At 71.8% G+C, this 19559-nt stretch carries 19 protein-coding genes; 7 read left to right on the forward strand and 12 right to left on the reverse strand.

Annotated features, from left to right (window positions below; genetic code table 11):
* Positions 1-102: 102 nt before the first annotated feature.
* Positions 103-351, reverse strand: a complete 249-nt coding sequence (locus tag FLP23_RS10110) for a YlxR family protein (RefSeq protein ID WP_149325746.1) — start codon at positions 349-351, stop codon at positions 103-105.
* A 125-nt stretch (positions 352-476) separates the two neighbouring features.
* Complete coding sequence (gene nusA / locus FLP23_RS10115; RefSeq protein WP_149325747.1) at positions 477-1457, reverse strand: transcription termination factor NusA; 981 nt, start codon at positions 1455-1457, stop codon at positions 477-479.
* 151 nt (positions 1458-1608) lie between these two features.
* Between nusA and FLP23_RS10120 the strand changes: the two genes are divergently transcribed.
* Positions 1609-2136 carry an RNA polymerase sigma factor gene (locus FLP23_RS10120; RefSeq protein WP_168200428.1) on the forward strand — a complete coding sequence of 176 codons (528 nt, stop codon included), beginning with the start codon at positions 1609-1611 and terminating at the stop codon, positions 2134-2136.
* Positions 2137-2143: 7 nt separating this feature from the next.
* Positions 2144-3556: a hypothetical protein gene (locus FLP23_RS10125; protein ID WP_149325749.1), complete on the forward strand. Its 1413-nt coding sequence runs from the start codon at positions 2144-2146 to the stop codon at positions 3554-3556.
* 72 nt (positions 3557-3628) lie between these two features.
* Here the strand turns inward: FLP23_RS10125 and FLP23_RS10130 are convergent, their stop codons facing one another.
* From FLP23_RS10130 to ispG, 4 genes are all read right to left on the reverse strand, one after another.
* Positions 3629-5401 (reverse strand): proline--tRNA ligase, encoded by a 1773-nt coding sequence (locus tag FLP23_RS10130; protein WP_210413850.1) that lies wholly within the window; start codon positions 5399-5401, stop codon positions 3629-3631.
* A 23-nt stretch (positions 5402-5424) separates the two neighbouring features.
* A complete protein-coding gene (locus FLP23_RS10135; protein ID WP_149325750.1) occupies positions 5425-5928 on the reverse strand; it encodes a hypothetical protein in 504 nt (167 codons plus the stop codon).
* 61 nt (positions 5929-5989) lie between these two features.
* The gene (locus FLP23_RS10140; RefSeq protein ID WP_149325751.1) at positions 5990-6310 is read right to left on the reverse strand and encodes a hypothetical protein; all 321 of its coding nucleotides are present in this window, start codon (positions 6308-6310) and stop codon (positions 5990-5992) included.
* 70 nt (positions 6311-6380) lie between these two features.
* Positions 6381-7511, reverse strand: coding sequence for a flavodoxin-dependent (E)-4-hydroxy-3-methylbut-2-enyl-diphosphate synthase (gene ispG / locus FLP23_RS10145; RefSeq protein WP_149326278.1), 1131 nt, complete (start codon positions 7509-7511; stop codon positions 6381-6383).
* 121 nt (positions 7512-7632) lie between these two features.
* Here ispG and FLP23_RS10150 point away from each other — a divergent pair, with 121 nt between their 5' ends.
* Positions 7633-8874, forward strand: a complete 1242-nt coding sequence (locus FLP23_RS10150; RefSeq protein ID WP_246139960.1) for a low temperature requirement protein A — start codon at positions 7633-7635, stop codon at positions 8872-8874.
* A 15-nt stretch (positions 8875-8889) separates the two neighbouring features.
* Here the strand turns inward: FLP23_RS10150 and FLP23_RS10155 are convergent, their stop codons facing one another.
* The 5 genes from FLP23_RS10155 to FLP23_RS10175 are packed head-to-tail and all read right to left on the reverse strand — an operon-like array spanning position 8890 to position 14063.
* Complete coding sequence (locus FLP23_RS10155) at positions 8890-9492, reverse strand: GNAT family N-acetyltransferase (RefSeq protein WP_149325753.1); 603 nt, start codon at positions 9490-9492, stop codon at positions 8890-8892.
* A gap of 41 nt (positions 9493-9533) precedes the next feature.
* Positions 9534-10859 (reverse strand): M50 family metallopeptidase, encoded by a 1326-nt coding sequence (locus FLP23_RS10160; RefSeq protein WP_246139961.1) that lies wholly within the window; start codon positions 10857-10859, stop codon positions 9534-9536.
* A gap of 59 nt (positions 10860-10918) precedes the next feature.
* The gene (locus FLP23_RS10165; RefSeq protein ID WP_149325754.1) at positions 10919-11953 is read right to left on the reverse strand and encodes a DUF2330 domain-containing protein; all 1035 of its coding nucleotides are present in this window, start codon (positions 11951-11953) and stop codon (positions 10919-10921) included.
* Positions 11950-13044: a 1-deoxy-D-xylulose-5-phosphate reductoisomerase gene (gene dxr / locus FLP23_RS10170; RefSeq protein WP_149325755.1), complete on the reverse strand. Its 1095-nt coding sequence runs from the start codon at positions 13042-13044 to the stop codon at positions 11950-11952. Before dxr ends, FLP23_RS10165 begins: the two co-directional genes overlap by 4 nt.
* A 44-nt stretch (positions 13045-13088) precedes the next feature.
* A complete protein-coding gene (locus tag FLP23_RS10175; RefSeq protein ID WP_149325756.1) occupies positions 13089-14063 on the reverse strand; it encodes an FKBP-type peptidyl-prolyl cis-trans isomerase in 975 nt (324 codons plus the stop codon).
* Positions 14064-14167: 104 nt separating this feature from the next.
* Between FLP23_RS10175 and FLP23_RS10180 the strand changes: the two genes are divergently transcribed.
* Entirely contained in the window at positions 14168-15490 is a 1323-nt protein-coding gene (locus FLP23_RS10180; protein WP_149325757.1) for an aminotransferase class III-fold pyridoxal phosphate-dependent enzyme, read from the forward strand.
* Positions 15491-15497: 7 nt separating this feature from the next.
* Positions 15498-16595, forward strand: coding sequence for a hypothetical protein (locus FLP23_RS10185; protein WP_149325758.1), 1098 nt, complete (start codon positions 15498-15500; stop codon positions 16593-16595).
* On the opposite strand, the gene FLP23_RS10190 is transcribed toward FLP23_RS10185, so the two are convergent.
* Complete coding sequence (locus FLP23_RS10190; protein WP_149325759.1) at positions 16584-17069, reverse strand: OsmC family protein; 486 nt, start codon at positions 17067-17069, stop codon at positions 16584-16586. The genes FLP23_RS10185 and FLP23_RS10190 overlap by 12 nt on opposite strands.
* An 80-nt stretch (positions 17070-17149) precedes the next feature.
* Here FLP23_RS10190 and gabT point away from each other — a divergent pair, with 80 nt between their 5' ends.
* On the forward strand, positions 17150-18502 hold the full coding sequence (gene gabT / locus FLP23_RS10195; protein WP_149325760.1) for a 4-aminobutyrate--2-oxoglutarate transaminase: 1353 nt from the start codon (positions 17150-17152) through the stop codon (positions 18500-18502).
* Complete coding sequence (locus FLP23_RS10200; protein ID WP_149325761.1) at positions 18499-19422, forward strand: asparaginase; 924 nt, start codon at positions 18499-18501, stop codon at positions 19420-19422. Before gabT ends, FLP23_RS10200 begins: the two co-directional genes overlap by 4 nt.
* The last annotated feature ends 137 nt before the right edge of the window (positions 19423-19559 follow it).

Below are 19559 nucleotides of genomic sequence, written 5' to 3' on the forward strand. Positions count from 1 at the left end.
TTCTCCTGTCTGGATCCGCTCCAGGCAGGAGCGGACGTTATGGGTGGAGGGGTCTCATTTCGAGCCGCTCATTAGTTGTCCATGTGCCGTTCAGCCTGTTCTTCAGGGTCTGGGGTAGATGTTCGTCAGTTCCGTGGTGTCGAGCGCCGTTGCCACGCGGAGCGCACGCCCGAAAGCGCGTCTGCGGATGGCGGTGTCGACGCACCCGGGATCCGGATGGACCCAGGCGCCACGGCCCGGGAGTCGTGCCGCGGCATCCACCACGACCCGTCCGTCGCGCGCGACGATTCTCACGAGTGAGGTTCGGGGAGCACGCTGCCGGCAACCCAGGCAGGTTCTGACGGCATCCATACTACCCCTTCCCTTCGCCCCACTCCGGCTCGCCCTGCCATGGCGCGGCTGGAGCCGTGACCTGCGGGCGGGAGAAACGCCTCCCGCTGTGAGGTCGTAGCTCCAGCCGCGCCATGAAACGGAGGTCAGGACTCCATCACGGAGTCGGGCTGGATGTCGATGCGAGCACCGGTGAGCTTGGCGGCGAGGCGGGCGTTCTGGCCCTCCTTGCCGATCGCGAGCGAGAGCTGGTAGTCGGGAACGAGGGCACGCACGGCCTTGAGCGACTCGTCCACGACGAACGCACTCGACACCTTCGCCGGCGAGAGCGCGTTCGCGACGAAGGTCGGCAGATCGTTCGACCAGTCGACGATGTCGATCTTCTCCTCGCCGAGCTCCGCGGTGACCGCCCGCACGCGCGCCCCGAGCTCCCCGATGCAGGCGCCCTTCGCGTTGATGCCGGGCTGGGTGGCGCGCACCGCGATCTTGGTGCGGTGGCCCGCCTCGCGCGCGAGCGAGGCGATCTCGACCAGGCCCGAGGCGATCTCGGGCACCTCGAGTGCGAAGAGCTTGCGCACGAGACCCGGGTGGGTGCGGCTGACCGTGATCGACGGGCCCTTGAGCCCCTTCGCGACGCTCGTCACGTAGACGCGGATGCGCGCGCCGTGCGGGTACTCCTCGCCCGGCACCTGCTCCTCGGGCGGCAGGATCGCCTCGACCGTGCCGAGGTCGATGTGCACCATCCGCGGGTTCGGTCCCTGCTGGATGACGCCCGCCACGATGTCGCCCTCGCGTCCGCGGAACTCGCCGAGCACCTTGTCGTCGCCGATGTCGCGCAGACGCTGGTTGATCACCTGCTTGGCGGCGAAGGCGGCGATGCGCCCGAAGTCGTCGGGCGAGTCGATGCCCTCGCCGATCTGCTCGCCGTCCTCGTCGAACTCGGGCAGGTAGATGGCGACGTGACCCGACTTGCGGTCGAGCTCCGCGCGGGCCCCCGAGTCGGCGGTCTTCCCGGTGTGCTTGAGGTAGGCCGTCAGAATGGCCTGCTCGATGATCTGAACCAGTTCGTCGAAGGGGATCTCCCGCTCGCGCTCCATGAGCCGCAGTACGGCGAGGTCGATGTCCACGTCAGCCTCCGATATTCAGATCTCACGCCCCCGCGAGATGCAGCGGGTGCGACCGACCACTCTACCGGAGCGGGCAGCCGGAACGCACGACGCCGGATGCGCACGAAACGTTGGGTCGTCGAACCCGGCGGGACGGCCCCAGACTGGATGCATGCCCGACGCACGCGCCGAGTTCGAGGACGTCTACCGCCGACACCTCCCCGCGGTGAGCGCCTACCTCGCACGCCGCGTGCACCGCGACGATGTGGAGGACCTCGCCGCCGACGTGTTCGCGATCGCCTGGCGCAAGCGGGCGCACGTCACGGCGGGCGAGGAACTGCCCTGGCTGTACCGGATCGCCGGCTACCAGGTCGCCAACCACCGGCGTCGGGCAGCCCGTCGCGCGGGCGCGCTCGGGCTGCTGAGCGCTCCCGACTCGGCCCCGGCGGCCGACATCCTGCTCGACGCCGACCCGGGTCTCGCCGACGCCTGGCGGCGACTGCCCGCCCGACACCGCGAGGTGCTCGCCCTCGTCGTGCTCGACGAGATGCCGGTCGCGCAGGCCGCCATCGCGCTCGGGGTGAGCGCGAACGCCGTGAGCATCCGGCTGCACCGTGCCCGGAAGGCGCTCGCCTCCGAACTGGCCGGCGACGCACCCGGTTCCGCCTCGGGTGAAAGATCGCTGCCCTCCGCGACATAGACAGGGTATGAACGAATTCGACGACCCCGTCGCGCGCCTGCACCGCGCGGCATCCGCCGCATCCGCCCCCGAGCTCGATCCCGCGATCGTCACGGGCGCCCCCGACCGCCGGGCCCCGCGCCTGGTGCGTCACGGGCGCGCCGCACGCGGCGCGGGGATCGGGCTCGTCGCCGTGGCCGCCGTGTCGGTGGGCGCGCTCGTGGTGGGGAACCCGTTCGCGGCCCCGGCACCCCTGTTCGCCGCCGCAGGTGCGGGCGGTGCCGAAGCGGCATCCTTCGCGACCGACAGCCGGCTGGCGCTGTGGGCGAACTACGAGTACCTCGCGGGCGCCGGCCTCTCGACGGAGGGCGGGCGCGGCGGCGTCTACGAGCTGCGCCGCGCGGGTGACCCGGAGTCGGTGCTGCGGGACGCCGCGGCGGCGCTCGGTCTCGACGGTGCGTCGCGCGCCGGGAGCTACTCGACCCCCGAGTACCCGAGCTACGTCGTGGGACCGGAGGACGGATCCGCGCCGTCGCTCACGCTGAGCTGGGCGGGCACGGGCGACTGGTGGTACAACGACCCCGCCGCCTACCCGCAGCAGGTCTGCGAGGAGGTGCCGATCGTCGCGGAGGACGGCACCGCCACAAGCTTCTCGGACTGCCGCCAGCCCGAGATCCCGGCATCCGCGTCGCTCGCCCCGAGCGCGGATGAGGCGCGGCAGCTCGCCGCGACCCTCTTCGCGGCGACCGGATTCGAGGTGTCCGCGGACGCGATCGAGGTGACTGCGGACGCGTGGCAGACCACCGCGACGGCGAGCCTCGTGGTCGACGGGCAGGCGACCGCCCTGCAGTGGAGCGTCGCCTGGACCCCGCTCGGCAAGATCGCGTGGGCGAGCGGTCACTCGATCGAGGTCGTGGCGCGCGGCGAGTACGACACCGTCTCGGCGGCCGCCGCGGTGGAACGGCTGAGCGACGGCCGCTGGTTCGGCGCCGCCGGCCCCGCCTATTCGGGCGGCGGGATGGTGGCCTTCGCCGCCGACAGCGGGCTGGCCCGCTCCGCGTCGGGCGAACTCGGGACGGCGGAGCCGCCGGTCCAGCCCGGAGACGAGGTGGACCCGGGCGTCGTGCCGATCGATCCCGGCGTCGTGCCGATCGATCCCGGCGTCGTCCCCGTCGATCCCGGCGTCGTCCCCGTCGATCCGGACGTGATCGAGCCCGAACCGCTGCCGACCCCCGAGACCGTCACCGTGACGTTCGAGCACGCGGAGGCGACCCTCGTGCTGCTCTGGGATGTCGACGGCAACGCCTGGCTCGTGCCCGGCTACGCCTTCGAGAACCCCGAGCAGGGTTTCTGGAGCGTCGTCGTCTCGATCGTGGAGGGCGTCATCACCCTCCCCGACCCGGTCGAGATCGAGCCGCTCCCCGCCGTGCTCGACAAGTAGTCCCGAGGATCGGGCGAGCTGGTCGTTTCAATCCGGTTGATTCGACCCGCTCGCCCGATTCTGTGCTGCCGCTCAGGCGAGGGATGCCGTGAAGCGCTCCACGAGGTCGGCGGCGGGCACCTCGGTGCGCTCGTTGGTGCGGCGGTCCCACAGCTCGACGAGACCGTCGGCGGCACCTCGGCCCACGATCACGATGGTGGGCACGCCCAGCAGCTCCGCATCGCCGAACTTCACGCCGGGCGACACCTTGGGGCGGTCGTCGTAGAGCACCTCGAAACGCTGCGCCTCCAGCTCGGCGGCGAGTGACGCGGCGAGCGAGAACGCCACCTCGTCCTTGCCGGTCGCCACGACATGCACGTCGAAGGGCGCGATGCCGCGCGGCCACAGCAGCCCGCGGTCGTCGGCGGTGGCCTCGGCGATCGCGGCCAGGATGCGCGTCACGCCGATGCCGTAGGAGCCCATCGTGACCGTCACGAGCTTGCCGTTCTCGTCGAGCACCTTGAGATCGAGTGCGTCGGCGTACTTGCGCCCCAGCTGGAAGACGTGCCCGATCTCCATGCCGCGCGCGAGCTCGACCGGCCCCGAGCCATCCGGGGCGGGGTCCCCCGCGCGCACCTCGGCGATCTCGACGGTGCCGTCGAAGCCGAAGTCGCGCCCGGCGACGAGTCCGAACACGTGCTTGCCGTCGGCGTTGGCTCCCGTGATCCACGAGGTGCCGTCGACCACCCGCGGGTCGCCGAGGTAGCGGATGCCGGTGGCCGACTCCTCCCCCAGCACCGCTCCGGTCGGCGACCACGGCCCGATGTAGCCCTTCACGAGCAGCGGGTTCTTCTCGAAGTCGGCCTCCGTGGCGGGCTCGACCTCGGCGGGCGCGAAGGCGACCTCGGCGCGCTTGAGGTCGACCTCGCGGTCCCCCGGCACCGCGACGATCACGAGTTCGCGCGAGCCGTCGAGGTGGGTGAGGGCGAGCACGACGTTCTTGAGGGTGTCCGCGGCCTCCCAGGCTCGGTCGGTGCGCGGCTCGACGACGTTGGCGACGTCGACCAGGGTCGCGATGGTGGGCGTGTTCGGGGTGTCGTGGATGACGGCCTCCGCGAGCCCCTCGATCGGCAGCGCCTCCGGGACGGGCGTCGTGTAGGCCTCGACGTTGGCCGCATAGCCGCTTGCCGAACGCACGAAGGTGTCCTCGCCGATCGGGGTGGGATGCAGGAACTCCTCCGAGCGCGACCCGCCCATCGCCCCGGCGTCCGCCTGCACGATCACGTAGTCGAGCCCGAGCCGCGTGAAGATGCGCTCGTAGGCGTCACGCTGCGCCTGGTAGGAGACGTCGAGGCCGGCGTCCGTGTAGTCGAAGGAGTAGGCGTCCTTCATCGAGAACTCGCGCCCGCGCAGCAGGCCGGCGCGAGGCCGGGCCTCGTCGCGGTACTTGTCCTGGATCTGGAAGATCGTGAGCGGGAGGTCCTTGTACGACGAGTAGAGGTCCTTCACGAGCAGCGTGAAGACCTCCTCGTGGGTGGGCGCGAGCAGGTAGTCGGCGCCCTTGCGGTCCTTGAGGCGGAAGATGCCGTCGCCGTACTCCTCCCAGCGTCCGGTCGCCTCGTAGGGCTCGCGCGGCAGGAGCGCGGGGAAGAGTACCTCCTGGGCGCCGGCTGCGGCCATCTCCTCGCGGATGACGCGCTCGATCTTGGCGCGCACCCGCAGCCCGAGCGGCAGCCACGCGAACACCCCCGGGGCCTGGCGGCGGATGTATCCGGCGCGCACGAGCAGCCGATGGCTGGTCACCTCGGCGTCGGCGGGATCCTCGCGAAGGGTGCGGACGAAGAGCTGGGACAGGAGCGTGGGCACCCGATCACAATAGTCGCGCCCGCTCAGCGCCCGGTGTCGAAGGGCGGCTCGGACCCTTCCGGGAACGGCAGCACGCCCGCGAGCGGCGTGAGGGTGCGCCAGGCCTCCACCTGCGCCAGCTCGTCCGGAACCTCGCTCGCGGCCGGGTCGCGCGAGGCGGGCAGCAGGAACAGCAGGATGCGCTCCCCGCTCGGGATGGGGTCGGTCGCGGGTTGCGGCGGCTCGGCGACGCAGTAGTCGCGCGGCGCCGCCGCCCACAGCTCGTCGCCCGAGAAGTCGCCCTTGAGCACCTCCTCGACGACCACCCGGTGACGATCCCCGGGGCCGGAGAACAACTCGACCGTGCCGTCGGCCGGATCCGCCACCCCCGCGACGATCAGCACGGCCGTCTCGGCCATCGCGTCGGCATCCGAGAGGTCCACCCAGCTGACGCACGACGCGGTGACGGGTGCCGCACAGCCCGCGAGCCCGCCGCCGAGCACGAGCACGAGCAGCGAACCGACGGCCCCGAGGCGAGAAGCTCTCATGCCTCGACGCTAGGGGCCGTCATCCCGCGACGGCCACCCAACGCTCCCAGCCGGTCGCACGTCAGCGCGGGCAGGCGGGGTCGCCGTCGGGCGTGAGGATGCGCCAGGCGTCGTAGTCGAAGGTCTCGCGATCCGCGAACACGACGAGCTCGTCGCCGACGGAGATGTGTCGCGCGGTGTCGTCGCCGCACACGGCCCAGGTGTCGACGCGCATCGTGGCGTCGCCGATCCGCAGATCCAGCCCGTCCTCGCGCACCGAGGTGACCGTCCCCTCGAACGCGCCGTCCTCGTTGCGCGGGAACTGGGGGCGGGAGCATCCGGTCAGCACGAGCAGCGACACCACCGCGACTGCGACCACGGCTCCCACGCGTTGTGCGCTCATGGCGCCCCCGTTCTCCGATCGACGCTCCTTCGACGATAACCGAGGGATGCGCGGGCGTCGAGGGCGAGGACTAGACCGTGACGACCTCGGGGGTGCCGCTCGGCGCCTCGGGCATCTCGGCCGCGAGACGCTGCGCCTCCTCGATGAGGGTCGCCACGATCTCCGACTCGGGCACCGTCTTGATGACCTCGCCCTTCACGAAGATCTGCCCCTTGCCGTTGCCGGACGCCACCCCGAGGTCCGCCTCGCGCGCCTCGCCCGGGCCGTTCACGACGCAACCCATCACGGCGACGCGCAGCGGCACGGTCATGCCCTCGAGCCCCGCGGTGACGTCGTTGGCGAGCGTGTAGACATCCACCTGCGCGCGCCCGCACGACGGGCACGAGACGATCTCGAGCTTGCGTTCGCGCAGGTTGAGCGACTGCAGGATCTGCAGCCCCACCTTGACCTCCTGCGCCGGCGGCGCCGAGAGCGAGACGCGGATGGTGTCGCCGATGCCCTCCGAGAGCAGGATGCCGAACGCGGTCGCCGACTTGATGGTGCCCTGGAACTCGGGGCCCGCCTCGGTCACGCCGAGGTGCAGCGGCCAGTCGCCGCGCTCGGCGAGCTGGCGGTACGCCTTCACCATGACGATCGGGTCGTTGTGCTTGACCGAGATCTTGAAGTCGTGGAAATCGTGCTCCTCGAAGAGGCTCGCCTCCCACACGGCGCTCTCGACGAGCGCCTCCGGGGTGGCCTTGCCGTACTTCTCGAGCAGGCGCTTGTCGAGCGAGCCCGCGTTGACGCCGATGCGCAGCGAGACGCCGGCATCCTTCGCGGCCTTCGCGATCTCACCCACCTTGTCGTCGAACAGGCGGATGTTGCCGGGGTTCACCCGCACCGCGGCGCAGCCGGCGTCGATCGCCTGGAACACGTACTTGGGCTGGAAGTGGATGTCGGCGATGACCGGGATCTGGCTCTTCTTCGCGATGATGTGCAGCACATCCGCGTCGTCCTGGCTCGGCACCGCGACGCGCACGATGTCGCAGCCGGAGGCCGTGAGCTCGGCGATCTGCTGCAGCGTCGCGTTGATGTTGGTGGTGGGCGTCGTCGTCATCGACTGCACACTCACGGGAGCGTCGCCGCCCACGAGCACCTTGCCGACCTTAATCTGGCGGGACTTGCGGCGCGGGGCGAGGGTTTCGGGGGCTGCCTTCGGCATCCCGATGTTCACTGCGGGCACGTCTCCCAGCGTAGACCGGTCGCCCGCACGGCGCCCGAACGAGCGCCGTGCGCGCGGTGCGAGGTGTCGCGCAGGCGGCGGTTCACGCTACCCTCGCGCCGTGAGCAGCCACCCGCCCCTCCACCACCGCCTGCGCCGTGTCGTCGGGCGTGATCCCGAGGAGTCGCATCGCGCCGCGACGCCGCTCGAGCTGCTCTACGACCTCACCTTCGTGATCGCCTTCGGCGCCACCTCGACGCAGCTCGCCCACGCGATCGCCGAGGGGCACACCGCGAGCGGGCTCGCCGCGTTCGCCTTCGCGGGTTTCGCGGTGGGCTGGGCGTGGATCAACTACTCGTGGTGGGCGTCCGCCTTCGACACCGACGACTGGTTCCTGAGGCTGGCGACCCTCGTGCAGATGGTGGGCGTGCTGATCCTCAGCCTCGGCGTGCCCGACGTCTTCGCGTCGATCGCCCACGGGGAGCTCGACAACGGCATCCTCGTGGCCGGCTACGTCATCATGCGGCTCGGCCTGCTGCCGCTCTGGATCCGGGTGGCCGTGCAGGACCCGAACCACCGGCGCACCGCGATCAGCTACGCCGTGTCGATCTCGGCGGCGCAGATCGGATGGGTGACCGTCGCGATCCTGCACCTGCCGATCTGGGCGACAGTCGTGGCGATCGTGCCGCTCTACGTCATCGAGATCGCCGGGCCGTACGCGGCGGAGCGGAAGTTCGGCACGATCCCGTGGCATCCGCACCACATCGCCGAGCGCTACGGGCTGCTCGTCATCATCACCCTCGGCGAGGTGATCCTCGGCACCGCGACGACGATCAGCGCGGTCGTGCACGAGCACGGCTGGAGTCTCGACGCCGCGCTCGTCGGCTTCGCGGGCACCGCCCTCGCCTTCGCGCTGTGGTGGGTGTACTTCATGATCCCGTCCGGCCCCGTGCTCGCCCGCTACCGAGAGCGCGCATGGGTGTGGGGCTACGGGCACCTCGTCGTGTTCGGCGCGCTCGTGGCGACGGGCGCGGGTCTGGATGTCGCGGCGATGGCCACGGAGGGCGAGAGCGAGCTGGGCGCGGTCGAGGTGGCGGGCGCGGTGATCATCCCGGTCGCCGTGCTGCTGCTGGCGTTCTTCACGCTCTACTCGCTGCTGCTGTCGGCGTTCGACCCGTTCCACGTGCTGCTCTTCGGGCTCGCCTTCGTGCTGCTCGCGGCCGCCCTCGCCGCGGCCGCCGCGGGCGCACCGCTCAGCGTGTGGCTGGGCCTCGTGGTGCTCGCGCCGACCGTCACGATCGTCGGCTACGAGACGATCGGCCATCGCCACCAGGCGGCGCGGCTGGCGCAACTGCTCGCCTGAGCCGCCTCGCGCGCGTCAGTCGAGCTCGCGCCGCATGACACTGCGTCGCAGTGTGGGATGCGACACCTCGCGGAAACCGGCCGCCGCGAAGATGCTGGGCGTTCCGACGAACAGCTCGCCCCAGACCTCCTCCTTGCCGGGCGCGAGCTGCTTGGGGTAGCCCTCGATCGCGCGCGCCCCCCGCTCGCGTGCGAAGTCGACGGATGCCGCGGCGAGCGCCCCGCTCACCCCGCGCCGCCGGAACCCCGCGCGCACGGCGAAGCAGACGACGGCCCAGACATCCGCATCGCCCCGATCCTCCGCGCGCCCCGTCCACGGCACGCGCAAGGTCGCCAGCCGGGGGTACGAGGTGCGCGGCCCGACCGCGCACCATCCGACCGGCTCGTCGTCGATGAAGGCCACGATGCCGCTCGTGGTGCGCGCATCGGGATGCCCGCAGGCCGCCTCCTCGCGCAGACGCGCCGCACGCTCCTCGCGCGGCATCTCCGAATACTCGCGCCCCGTCACCCGGAACCACCGGCACTGGCATGCCGCCGCCTCACCGCCCTGCAGGAACACGGTCTGCAGCTGGTCCCAGCTGACCTGGTTGGCCGGCACGACCCGGATCTCACCGCTCATGGCGGCATCCTGTCACCGGCCGCCGACGCCCGCCAGGGTCGCTACTGCAGGGTGACCGGGTTGACGATGTCGGCGTAGATGAGCAGCGCGCTCGAGACCGCGAGGATGCCCACGATGACCATGGTGAGCGGCAGGAGCTTCGCGATGTCGACGGGGCCGGGATCGGGACGGCCGAAGAGCTTCGCGAAGCGTCGCCGGATCGCCTCCCACAGGGCGCCCGCGACGTGACCACCGTCGAGGGGCAGCAGCGGGATGAGGTTGAACACGAACAGCGCCACGTTGAGCGCCGCGAGCATCTGGATGAGGGTCGCCGCGCGGTCCGCGACGGGGGCGGCGTCGAGGGCGGTGATCTCGCCCGCGAGGCGTCCGACGCCGACGACGCTGATGGGGCCGTTGGGGTCGCGCTCGTCGCCGCCGAACGCGGCCTGCGCCACCTGCACGAGCCGCTGCGGCAACGTCACGACGATCTGGCCCACGCGCACCGAGTTGTCCCACACGGCGGGGATCACCGCCGTCACCGGCTGCTGCACCTTCTCGGTCGCCGGGGCGATGCCCACGAAACCGACGTCCTGCGTGACCGTCGCGCCGTCCTCGTCGGTCACGGGCCGGCCGTTCTCGTCGACGACGGGCCGCTCGGAGAGGATGGGCGTCACCTCGAGGGTCTGCTCGGCCCCGTCGCGCTCGACGACGACCGCGAGCGCCGTCTCCGGGCTCGTGCGGATGATCGAGGTGGCCTGCTCCCAGCTGGTGATCTCCGTCCCGTCGATCGACACGATCCGATCCCCCGGCTTGAGGCCCGCGGCCGCCCCCGGCGAGACGGGGTCGTCGGGGCCGCACTCGGTCTGGCCGGCGGTCGTGGCGACGCACGCGTTGACGCTTCCGAGCGTGGTCGAGTACTGCGGGATCCCGAAGCCGCACAGCACGACGCCGTAGAGCACGATCGCGATGAGCAGGTTCATCACGGGGCCGCCGAGCATGATCACGATCCGCTTGTGCACGGGCAGCTTGTAGAAGACGCGATCCTCGGCGCCCGGGGTGACGGTCTCGGCCGACTGCTCGCGGGCGTCCTGGATGAGCATGTCGAAGAAGCCCGTGTTGGCCGTGCGGGCCGCACCGCCACCCTTCGCGGGCGGGTACATGCCGGCCATCGAGATGTAGCCGCCGAGCGGGATGGCCTTCACGCCGTACTCGGTCTCACCCCTCCTCCGCGAGAACAGGGTGGGTCCGAAGCCGATCATGTACTGGCCGACCTTGACCTTGAACAGCTTCGCCGGCACCAGGTGCCCGAGCTCGTGCAATCCGATCGACAGCGCGAGACCGACGACGACGATCACGATGCCGAGCACGTAGAGGAGCACGGTTTCCACCGCGCCAGGTTAGGGCCTCGCGGCTGTGAGCGCGCCGACCGTCGCCGGGCGGCGCCGGCTCAGTAGCCGCGGGCGCGGATCCGGCGGGTCCGCTTGCGGCGGGTGCTGAGCCCCATGAGCACGAGCACGACCACCACGAGCACCCCGAACCCGAACAGCAGCATCCCGAAGGGGATGCCGAGCAGCTGCACCGGCCGCACCTCCTCGACCACCGGGCGGTAGTCGCGCCGTTCCCCCGTCGAGCTGAGCACGAGATCCCCGCTGATCTGGGATGAGGGATTGGCGAAGTACGCCTCGAGCACCGTGAGGTACGAGCCGAGGGACACCAGGCGCGGGTTGTCGACCGGACCCGCCCAGGTGACGGAGCCGGGGAAGGGCGAGCCGTCGGCGAACTCGGCCTGCATCCCGTCGTCGCCGAACAGGTACAGCCGCACCGTCTGCGGACTCGATGCCGCCTGCGAGAGCAGCAGCGGATACACGGGCGCGGCCACCGGGAACTCGATCCGGACGGGGTCGAGCGCCCCGGCGAGCGGCTCCTCACCGCTCAGTTTGAGCGCCGAGAACGACCACCCGCGTGCCACGTAGTCGCCGAGCAGCGCCTGCACGGCGGGGTCGATGATGTATCCGTTCGCGCCGAGCCAGGCGGCAAGCCCTGCCGCGTCGGATGCCGCGAGGGTGACTCCCTGCACGGGGCCCAGGTCGACCTCGCTGAGGACCACGGGTTCACCTCCCGCGGCGCCCCCCACATCGATGCCCCACCAGTCCTCCCGCACCTCGCGCTGCGGTGCGGTCTGCCGTTCGACGGCGTCGAACAGCCCGCGTTCGCCGAGGGACACGGTCGCCGGGGCCGGGGTCGGCACGATGAGGCCCGTGTCGGGGCTCTCCGCGAGCATGTCGAGCACGAGGTCGATCCGCTCGACGCCCGCGCTGTAGGTGACGATCGCGTGCTCCTCGCCGACCGAGACGTGCACGCCGTCAGGCGGCGCCGCGGCGCCGCACGCGCACGCGGCGGCCGGCTGGGCGATCCCGAGGGCCGTCAGCCCCGCGGCGACGAGCAGCGCCGCGAGCGACCCGGAGAGCGCCCGGCGGGTCATCCGTTCACGCCCCCGGCGAGCAGCCGATCGGCCTCGTCACGGGCCCACGCTTCAGCGGCCAGCACGCCTTCCAGGGTGACAGGCCCGGGCCGGTGCGCGTCGACGACCCGCCGGATGGTCTCGACGATCCCCAGGAAGGGCACGCGGTGCGCGTGGAAGGCGTCGACGGCCTGTTCGTTGGCGGCGTTGTAGACCGCCGGATAGGTGCCGCCCAGCGCGCCGACGCGGCGCGCGAGGGCGACCGCGGGGAAGGTCTCGTCGTCGAGCGGCTCGAAGTCCCACCGCTGCGCGCGGGTCCAGTCGAGCGGCGCGCCGGCGTCGGGCACGCGATGCGGCCAGTCGAGTGCCAGCGAGATCGGAAGGCGCATGTCGGGCGGCGACGCCTGGGCGATCGTGGATCCGTCGGCGAACTCGACCATCGAGTGCACGATGGACTGCGGGTGCACGACGACGTCGATCCGGTCGTAGTCGATGCCGAACAGCAGGTGGGCCTCGATCACCTCGAGCCCCTTGTTGACGAGGGTCGCCGAGTTCGTGGTGACCACCCGGCCCATGTTCCAGGTGGGATGCGCGAGGGCGTCCTCCGGTCGCACCCTGGCGAGCTGTTCGCGCGTGCGCCCGCGGAAGGGCCCCCCGGACGCCGTCACGACGAGCCGCCGCACCTCGCCGCGCTCCCCCGCGCGCAGCGCCTGCGCGAGCGCGGAATGCTCCGAGTCCACCGGCACGATCTGCCCGGGAGCGGCCGCGGCGAGCACAAGCTCGCCGCCGACGATGAGGCTCTCCTTGTTGGCGAGGGCGAGGCTCGCGCCGGATCGGAGCACCGCGAGGGTCGCCGCGAGCCCGACCGAGCCCGTGATGCCGTTGACGACCACATCCGCGGGAACGTCGTGGACGAGTGCCACCGCCTCGTCGATCCCGAGAGCGGTGCGCGCGACCCCCGCCTCGCGCGCCTGCCGGGCGAGGGCGTCCGCGTTGCTCCCCGCGGCGATCCCCACGAGCTCGAAGCGGTCGGGGTTCGCCGCGATCACCTCGAGCGCCTGCACGCCGATCGAACCCGTGGAGCCGAGCACGAGTACGCGACGACGGGTCATGTTCCGAGCCTAGCCAGCACGCCGCGGAACCGGCGCGGCGACTCTCAGTTCCCGGGGGATGCCGCGAGCACGTCGACGACGAAGATGAGCGTCTTGCCCGCGAGCTGGTTGGTGTTCGCGTCGCTCGCCTCGCCGTAGCCGTCCTTGGGCGGGATCACCACGATGAACTGCGAGCCCACCGTCTGGCCGACGAGAGCGTTCGTGAACCCGGTGATGAAGCCGCTCGCCGAGCCGCTGTACGGGCCGCGGCCCCAGGTCTGATCGAAGATCTCGCCCGTCTCGGCGTCGACGCCCTGGTACTGGATCCAGATGGTGTCGGTGGCCTGCACCTCGGCACCGGCACCCCGGATGAGCACCGCGGAGGCGGTCTCGGTGGGCAGCGCGAAGTCCTGCGGGATCGTGATCGTCGGGGTCCCGTCCTCGGCGAGGTCCACCGCCGGGAAGCCCGCGGGAGCCTCCTGCTGCTCGCCGATCGCGCGCGCCGGGATGATCTCGAGCACGTCGATCACGAACACCACCGGCTCACCGGGCGCGATGCCGAGGTTGCTGAGCCCCTGGTCGCCGAAGGCGTCCGCGGCGGGCACGGCGCCCACCACGCGGGAGCCGACGGGGGTGCACACGATCGACTTCACGAGGCCCGGGAGGAGCTGGATCGGGTCGAGCACGAGGCGCGCCGGCTCGCCCTCCGCGTAGCCCGTCGTCGTGAGGAGCTCGCCGTTCGCGCCGTTGTACAGGGTGAAGTCGACCGAGACGATCGCGCCCTTGGGCACCGCGTCGCCGTCGCCCTCGATGACGACGGTGCGCTGCGTCGCGTCGAGCTCGAGCGGGGCGTCGAAGTCGACGGTCGGCGCGGAGCCCAGCTCACCCGTGACGTCGATCGACTCGGACACCGAACCCGAGGAAGCGCACTCCGCGGCGACAGGCGCATCCGTCTTCTCGGGCTCGGGGGTGGTCGCGGAGCAACCGACGAGGGCGACCGCGAGCGCAGCGACGGTCAGGGCGGGAAGGGCGCGGGGCACGGAGGACTCCTCGAAGGCTGTGGGGGAAGAGTCCCATCCTGCCGTATCGATCCTTGGTATCCGGTGAACGGTTCCCGCAGGTACCGCGACCTAGACTCGACGGCATGGTCTTCAGCGTGCCCCAGGAGCGCAAGCTCGTCACGGAACTGCCCGGCCCGCGCTCCCGTGAGCTTCAGGAGCGTCGCGTCGCGAGCGTCTCGCGCGGGGCGGGCACGCTCGCCAACATCTACATGGATCACGGCGCCGGCGCGATCCTCGTGGATGTCGACGGCAACCAGCTCATCGACCTCGGCTGCGGGATCGGCGTCACCACGATCGGCCACGCCCACCCCGAGGTCGCGGCCGCCGTCGCCGAGCAGGCCGCCAAGCTCACCCACACGCTCTTCACGGTCACGCCGTACGAGAACTACATCCGGGTGGCCGAGAAGCTCGCCCAGATCACCCCGGGCGACTTCGAGAAGCACAGCATCCTCGTGAACTCGGGGGCGGAGGCCGTCGAGAACGCCGTCAAGATCGCCCGCCGCTTCACGGGGCGGCGCGCGATCGTGAGCCTCGACCACGCCTTCCACGGCCGCACCAACCTGACGATGGCGATGACCTACCGGCCGTGGCCCGAGCGCGCCGGCATGGGGCCGTTCCCCGGCGAGCTGTACTCGGTGCCGATCTCGTACCCGTTCCGCGACGGGCTCAGCGGCGAGGAGGCGGCCGCGAAGACGATCGACTACATCGAGACCCACATCGGGGCGACCGAGGTGGCGGCGTTCTTCGCCGAGCCGATCCAGGGCGACGGCGGGATCATCATCCCGGCGCCCGGCTACTTCGCGGCCATCAAGCGGTTCTGCGAGGAGAACGGCATCGTCTTCGTCGCCGATGAGATCCAGGCCGGCATCGCCCGCACGGGTGCGTGGTACTCGATCGAGCACCACGGGGTCGTGCCCGACCTCGTGACGAGCGCCAAGGGCATCGCGGGGGGTCTGCCGCTCGCCGCCGTCACGGGCCGCGCGGACATCATGGATGCCGTGCAGCCGGGCGGTATCGGGGGCACCTTCGGCGGCAACCCGGTGTCGACCGCGGCCGCCCTCAAGGTGTTCGAGATCATCGAGCGCGACGACCTCATCGGCGAGGCGCAGCGCGTCGAGCGGGCCATCACCGCCCGGATCGGCGACTGGCCGGAACGCTTCGGCGTGGTCGGCGAGGTGCGCGGCAAGGGCGCCATGTTCGGCATCGAGCTCGTCGAGCCGGGCACCACCACCCCGAACCCCGCCGCGCTCACGACCGTGCTGCGGCACGCGACCGCCCACGGCGTCATCCCCCTCGACGCCGGCTCGTGGGACTCCGTGCTGCGGCTGCTGCCGAGCGTCGTCATCAGCGAGGAGCTCATCGACGACGCCGCGGGCGTGCTCGAGACCGCGCTCGCGACCCTCTGAGCCGCCCGTGAGCTGGCCGCCCGACCCGCCCGGAACCCCGGTCGACCCGTTCCCGCCCGGGGCGGGCTGGGCGAGCGAGCGCACACCGACCGCCCCGGTGCCGGCGGCGGCCCAGTACCGACCGCGGGTGCGACGCGGGCACGGCGTCGGCCGGTGGGTCGGGGGGATCCTCGTCGCGCTGCTCGTGGTCGGACTCGTGGCGGCGGCACCCTGGGACGCCGGGCGCCGGCAGGCGTACGCCGACCAATGGGTGGTCTGGACGCAACCGCCGAGCGCGCAGATCTCGGAGCTCGCCGCGTCGCTCGCGCTCACCGAGGACGGGCGGCGCGTGTTCTTCGCGAGCCGCCCGCGGATCGAGCAGGCGAACGAGTTCCAGGCGCACTGCGACATCGAGGCGACGATCGTGCTGGGCTGCTACTACCGCGGGCGGATCTACGTGTACGACGTCACCGATGAGCGCCTCGCGGGCACGATCGAGGTGACGGCCGCCCACGAACTGCTGCATGCCGTCCACGACCGGCTCAGCCCGGAGGAGACCGCGCGCATCGACGCGCTCGTGAGCGACGTCGTCGCCACCCTTCCCGACACGGATCCGAACCTGGCGGTCGTCGCGAGCTACCCGGAGGATCAGCGCCTCGACGAGTGGCACTCCCGGCTCGGCACCGAGTACGCACAGCTCCCGGCCGCCTTGGAGCAGCACTACGCGCAGGTGTTCAGCGATCGCGCGCGGATCGTCGCCTTCGAGAACGGCTCGACCTCCCAGCTCGACGGCTACGCCGATCGGATCGACCAGCTGGGGGCGGAGCTCGACGCCGCCTCCGCGGAGCTGCAGGCGCGTTCGGTGGCGTACGACGACAAGGTGGCCGCGCTCAACGCGGACATCGAAGCCTTCAACGCCCGCGCCGATCGGGGCGAGTTCGACTCGCCGGAGGATTTCGACCGCGCCCGCACGGCGCTCGAGGACCGCCAGAGCGCCGTGGAGGCCGAGCGGGTCGCCCTCAACGCCGACGTGCGCAGCTACAACGACAAGCTCGCCGAGCTGCAATCACTTGACGCGGAGCGCGCCGAGCTGTACTCGCACCTCGACAGCCACTCAGCTCCCTGAGTCGTTCGCGAACCGGATGCGCGGCTCGTGGTGGACGGGGAAGTTCACCGACGCGGCGATGAAGCACTTCTCGGATGCCTCCCGGTGCGCATCGAGGGCGTCCTCGACGTCACCCTCCGCGATCGTGACGACGGGCCGCAGGGTCGCGCTCGTGAACCGCCCGCCGCCGTCGGGGGCCTGCACGAGCTCCCCCACCGCGGCGTCCTGGTACTCGACCACGACGATGCCGCGCGCGGTGGCGACGTGCAGATAGCTCAGCAGGTGGCATTGGGCGAGTGCCGCGAGCAGCAGCTCCTCGGGGTTCCAGCGTTCCCGATCGCCGTGGAAGACCCGGTCGCTCGACCCCGCGAGCTCGTGCAGCTTGCCGTCGGCGCGCACCACGTGCTCCCGTCCGTAGTCGCGATAGCCCGTCGTCCCGCTCCCTCGATTGCCCGTCCACTCGACGGAAACCGCATAGTTGTGACGGTGATCCATGTGATTCCTCACTTCACGGGCGCGAACGCCGCGGATTCCGCAGCGGCTCGGCTTCGGGCGCCGGGGCTAGAATCGCAGCCATGACCGACACTCTGACGCCCCCCACGGTAGCGCCGCTCGTCGCCGAGCGCCGTCTCGTCACCGCGGTTCCCGGACCGCGATCGATCGCCCTCCAGGAGCGCCGACGTGCCGCCGTGTCGGCGGGGGTGTCGAGCGCGCTGCCGGTGTTCATCGAGCGCGCGCACGGGGCGATCCTCGTGGACGTCGACGGCAACCAGTTCATCGACCTCGGCGCCGGAATCGGCGTGACCACGATCGGCCACACCGACGACGCGGTCGTCGCGGCCGCCCAGGCGCAGCTCGCCGACGTCGTCCACACCCTCTTCACCATCACCCCCTACGAGGAGTACGTGCGGGTCGCGGAGCTGCTCGCCGAGCACACCCCGGGAGACTTCGCCAAGAAGACGGTGCTCGTGAACTCCGGCGCGGAGGCGGTCGAGAACGGCGTCAAGATCGCCCGCAAGTACACCGGCCGCTCGGGCGTCGCCGTGCTCGAGCACGCCTACCACGGGCGCACCAACCTCACGATGGCCATGAACTTCAAGGCCATGCCGTACTCGCTCGGGTTCGGACCCTTCGCGGGAGACGTCTACCGCGCCCCGAACTCGTACCCGCTGCACGACGGGCTCGACGGCGCGACCGCCGCCGCCCGCACGATCGGCTACCTCGAGAAGACCGTGGGCGCATCCGACCTCGCGTGCCTCGTGGTCGAGCCCATCCAGGGCGAGGGCGGCTTCATCGTGCCCGCCGACGGCTTCCTGCCCGCGCTGCAGGAGTGGTGCACCACGAACGGCATCGTGTTCATCGCCGACGAGATCCAGAGCGGCATGGCCCGCACGGGCGTCTACTTCGCGGCTGCGCACTTCGGGCTCGTCCCCGACCTCGTGCTCTCGGCGAAGGGCATCGCGGGCGGCCTGCCGCTCGCGGGCGTCACGGGCCGCGCGGAGATCATGGACGCCTCCCAGCCCGGCGGGCTCGGCGGCACCTTCGGCGGCAACCCGGTGGCGTGTGCGGCATCCGTGGCCGTCTTCGAGCGGATCGAGCGCGACGGGCTGCTCGGCGAGGCGAAGCGCATCGAGGCGGGGCTGCGGCCGGCGCTCGAGGCGCTGCGCGAGCGCTACCCGGTGATCGCAGAGGTGCGCGGCATCGGGGCGATGCTCGCCGTCGAGCTGCTCGACCCCGCGACCCGCGCCCCGCGCGCCGACCTCGTGAACGCGATCGCCGCCGAGGCCGCCCAGCGCGGCGTGCTCGTGCTCACCGCCGGCACCTACGGCAACGTCCTGCGCTTCCTGCCGAGCCTCGCGCTCAGCGACGAGCTGCTCGCCGACGCGGTGTCGGTGCTCGACGAGGCCTTCGCGGCCGCGGGCGCGTGACCGGCCCGCTCGACGCCGCGAGCTCGGTCGAGCTCGCCGTCGTCGAGCGATCGGGCTGGCCCGAGTCGCGGCATCTCGGTGCCGCGGTGCTCGTGGGCGCCGACGGCGGCATCCTGCGCGCGCTCGGCGACCCCGACGCGCTCGTGTACCCACGGTCGACGCTCAAGCTCGTCCAGGCGACCGCGGTTGCGCGACTGGGGGTCGCGTTCGACGCCGAGGAGACCGTGCTCTCGGCCGCGAGCCACGCCGGAACGCCCGCGCATGTGGCGGTCGTCGAGCGGATGCTCGCCGGTGCAGGACTCGATGCCGCTGCGCTGCAGTGCCCGCCCGACTGGCCGGGAGATCCGGCGTCGCGCCGCGCAGCGAGTCGACCCGAGCGGATCACCATGAACTGCTCGGGCAAGCACTCCGGCTTCCTCGCCGCAGCGGTGATGAACGGCTGGGACACCGCGAGCTACCTCGACCCCGAGCACCCCGTGCAGCGTGCGGTGCTCGCGCTCGCCGCGGAGCTCGCGGGCGAGCCGCTCGCGCACCTCGGAGTGGACGGCTGCGGAGCCCCCGTGCCGGTGCTGAGCCTCGCGGGTCTCGCGCGCGCCGCCTCGCGCACGGCACGCGCCGGCACCGCACTCGGCGACGCGATCCGCGCCCACGCCTGGGCGCTCGACGGCCCGGGACGCGCCAACACCGTCGTCATCGAGCGCACCGGACTCATCGCCAAGCTCGGCGCCGAGGGCGTTCTCGTGCTCGTCACGCCCACGGGCGAGGCCGTCGCGGTGAAATCGCTCGACGGCGCCCACCGCGCCACGACGCCCGTCGCCCTCGAGCTGCTGGTGCGCGAGGGTCTCCTCGACCAGGCCCTCGCCGCCTCGACGCTCGCCGAGCTCGCCGACCCCTACACGACCCTGCGCCTCGCGTTCTGAGGGGCTGATCTCGATACACGCCGCTGCGCGGCGCACTCGATCAGCGAGTGGGCGGCGAGTGAGTCGAGCGCAGCGGCCTACTCCGTTGGTTGAGTAGCCGCGCAGCGGCCCTACTCCGTTGGTTGAGTAGCCGCGCA

The sequence above is a fragment of the Protaetiibacter larvae genome, assembly GCF_008365275.1.
Taxonomy (GTDB): domain Bacteria; phylum Actinomycetota; class Actinomycetes; order Actinomycetales; family Microbacteriaceae; genus Homoserinibacter; species Homoserinibacter larvae.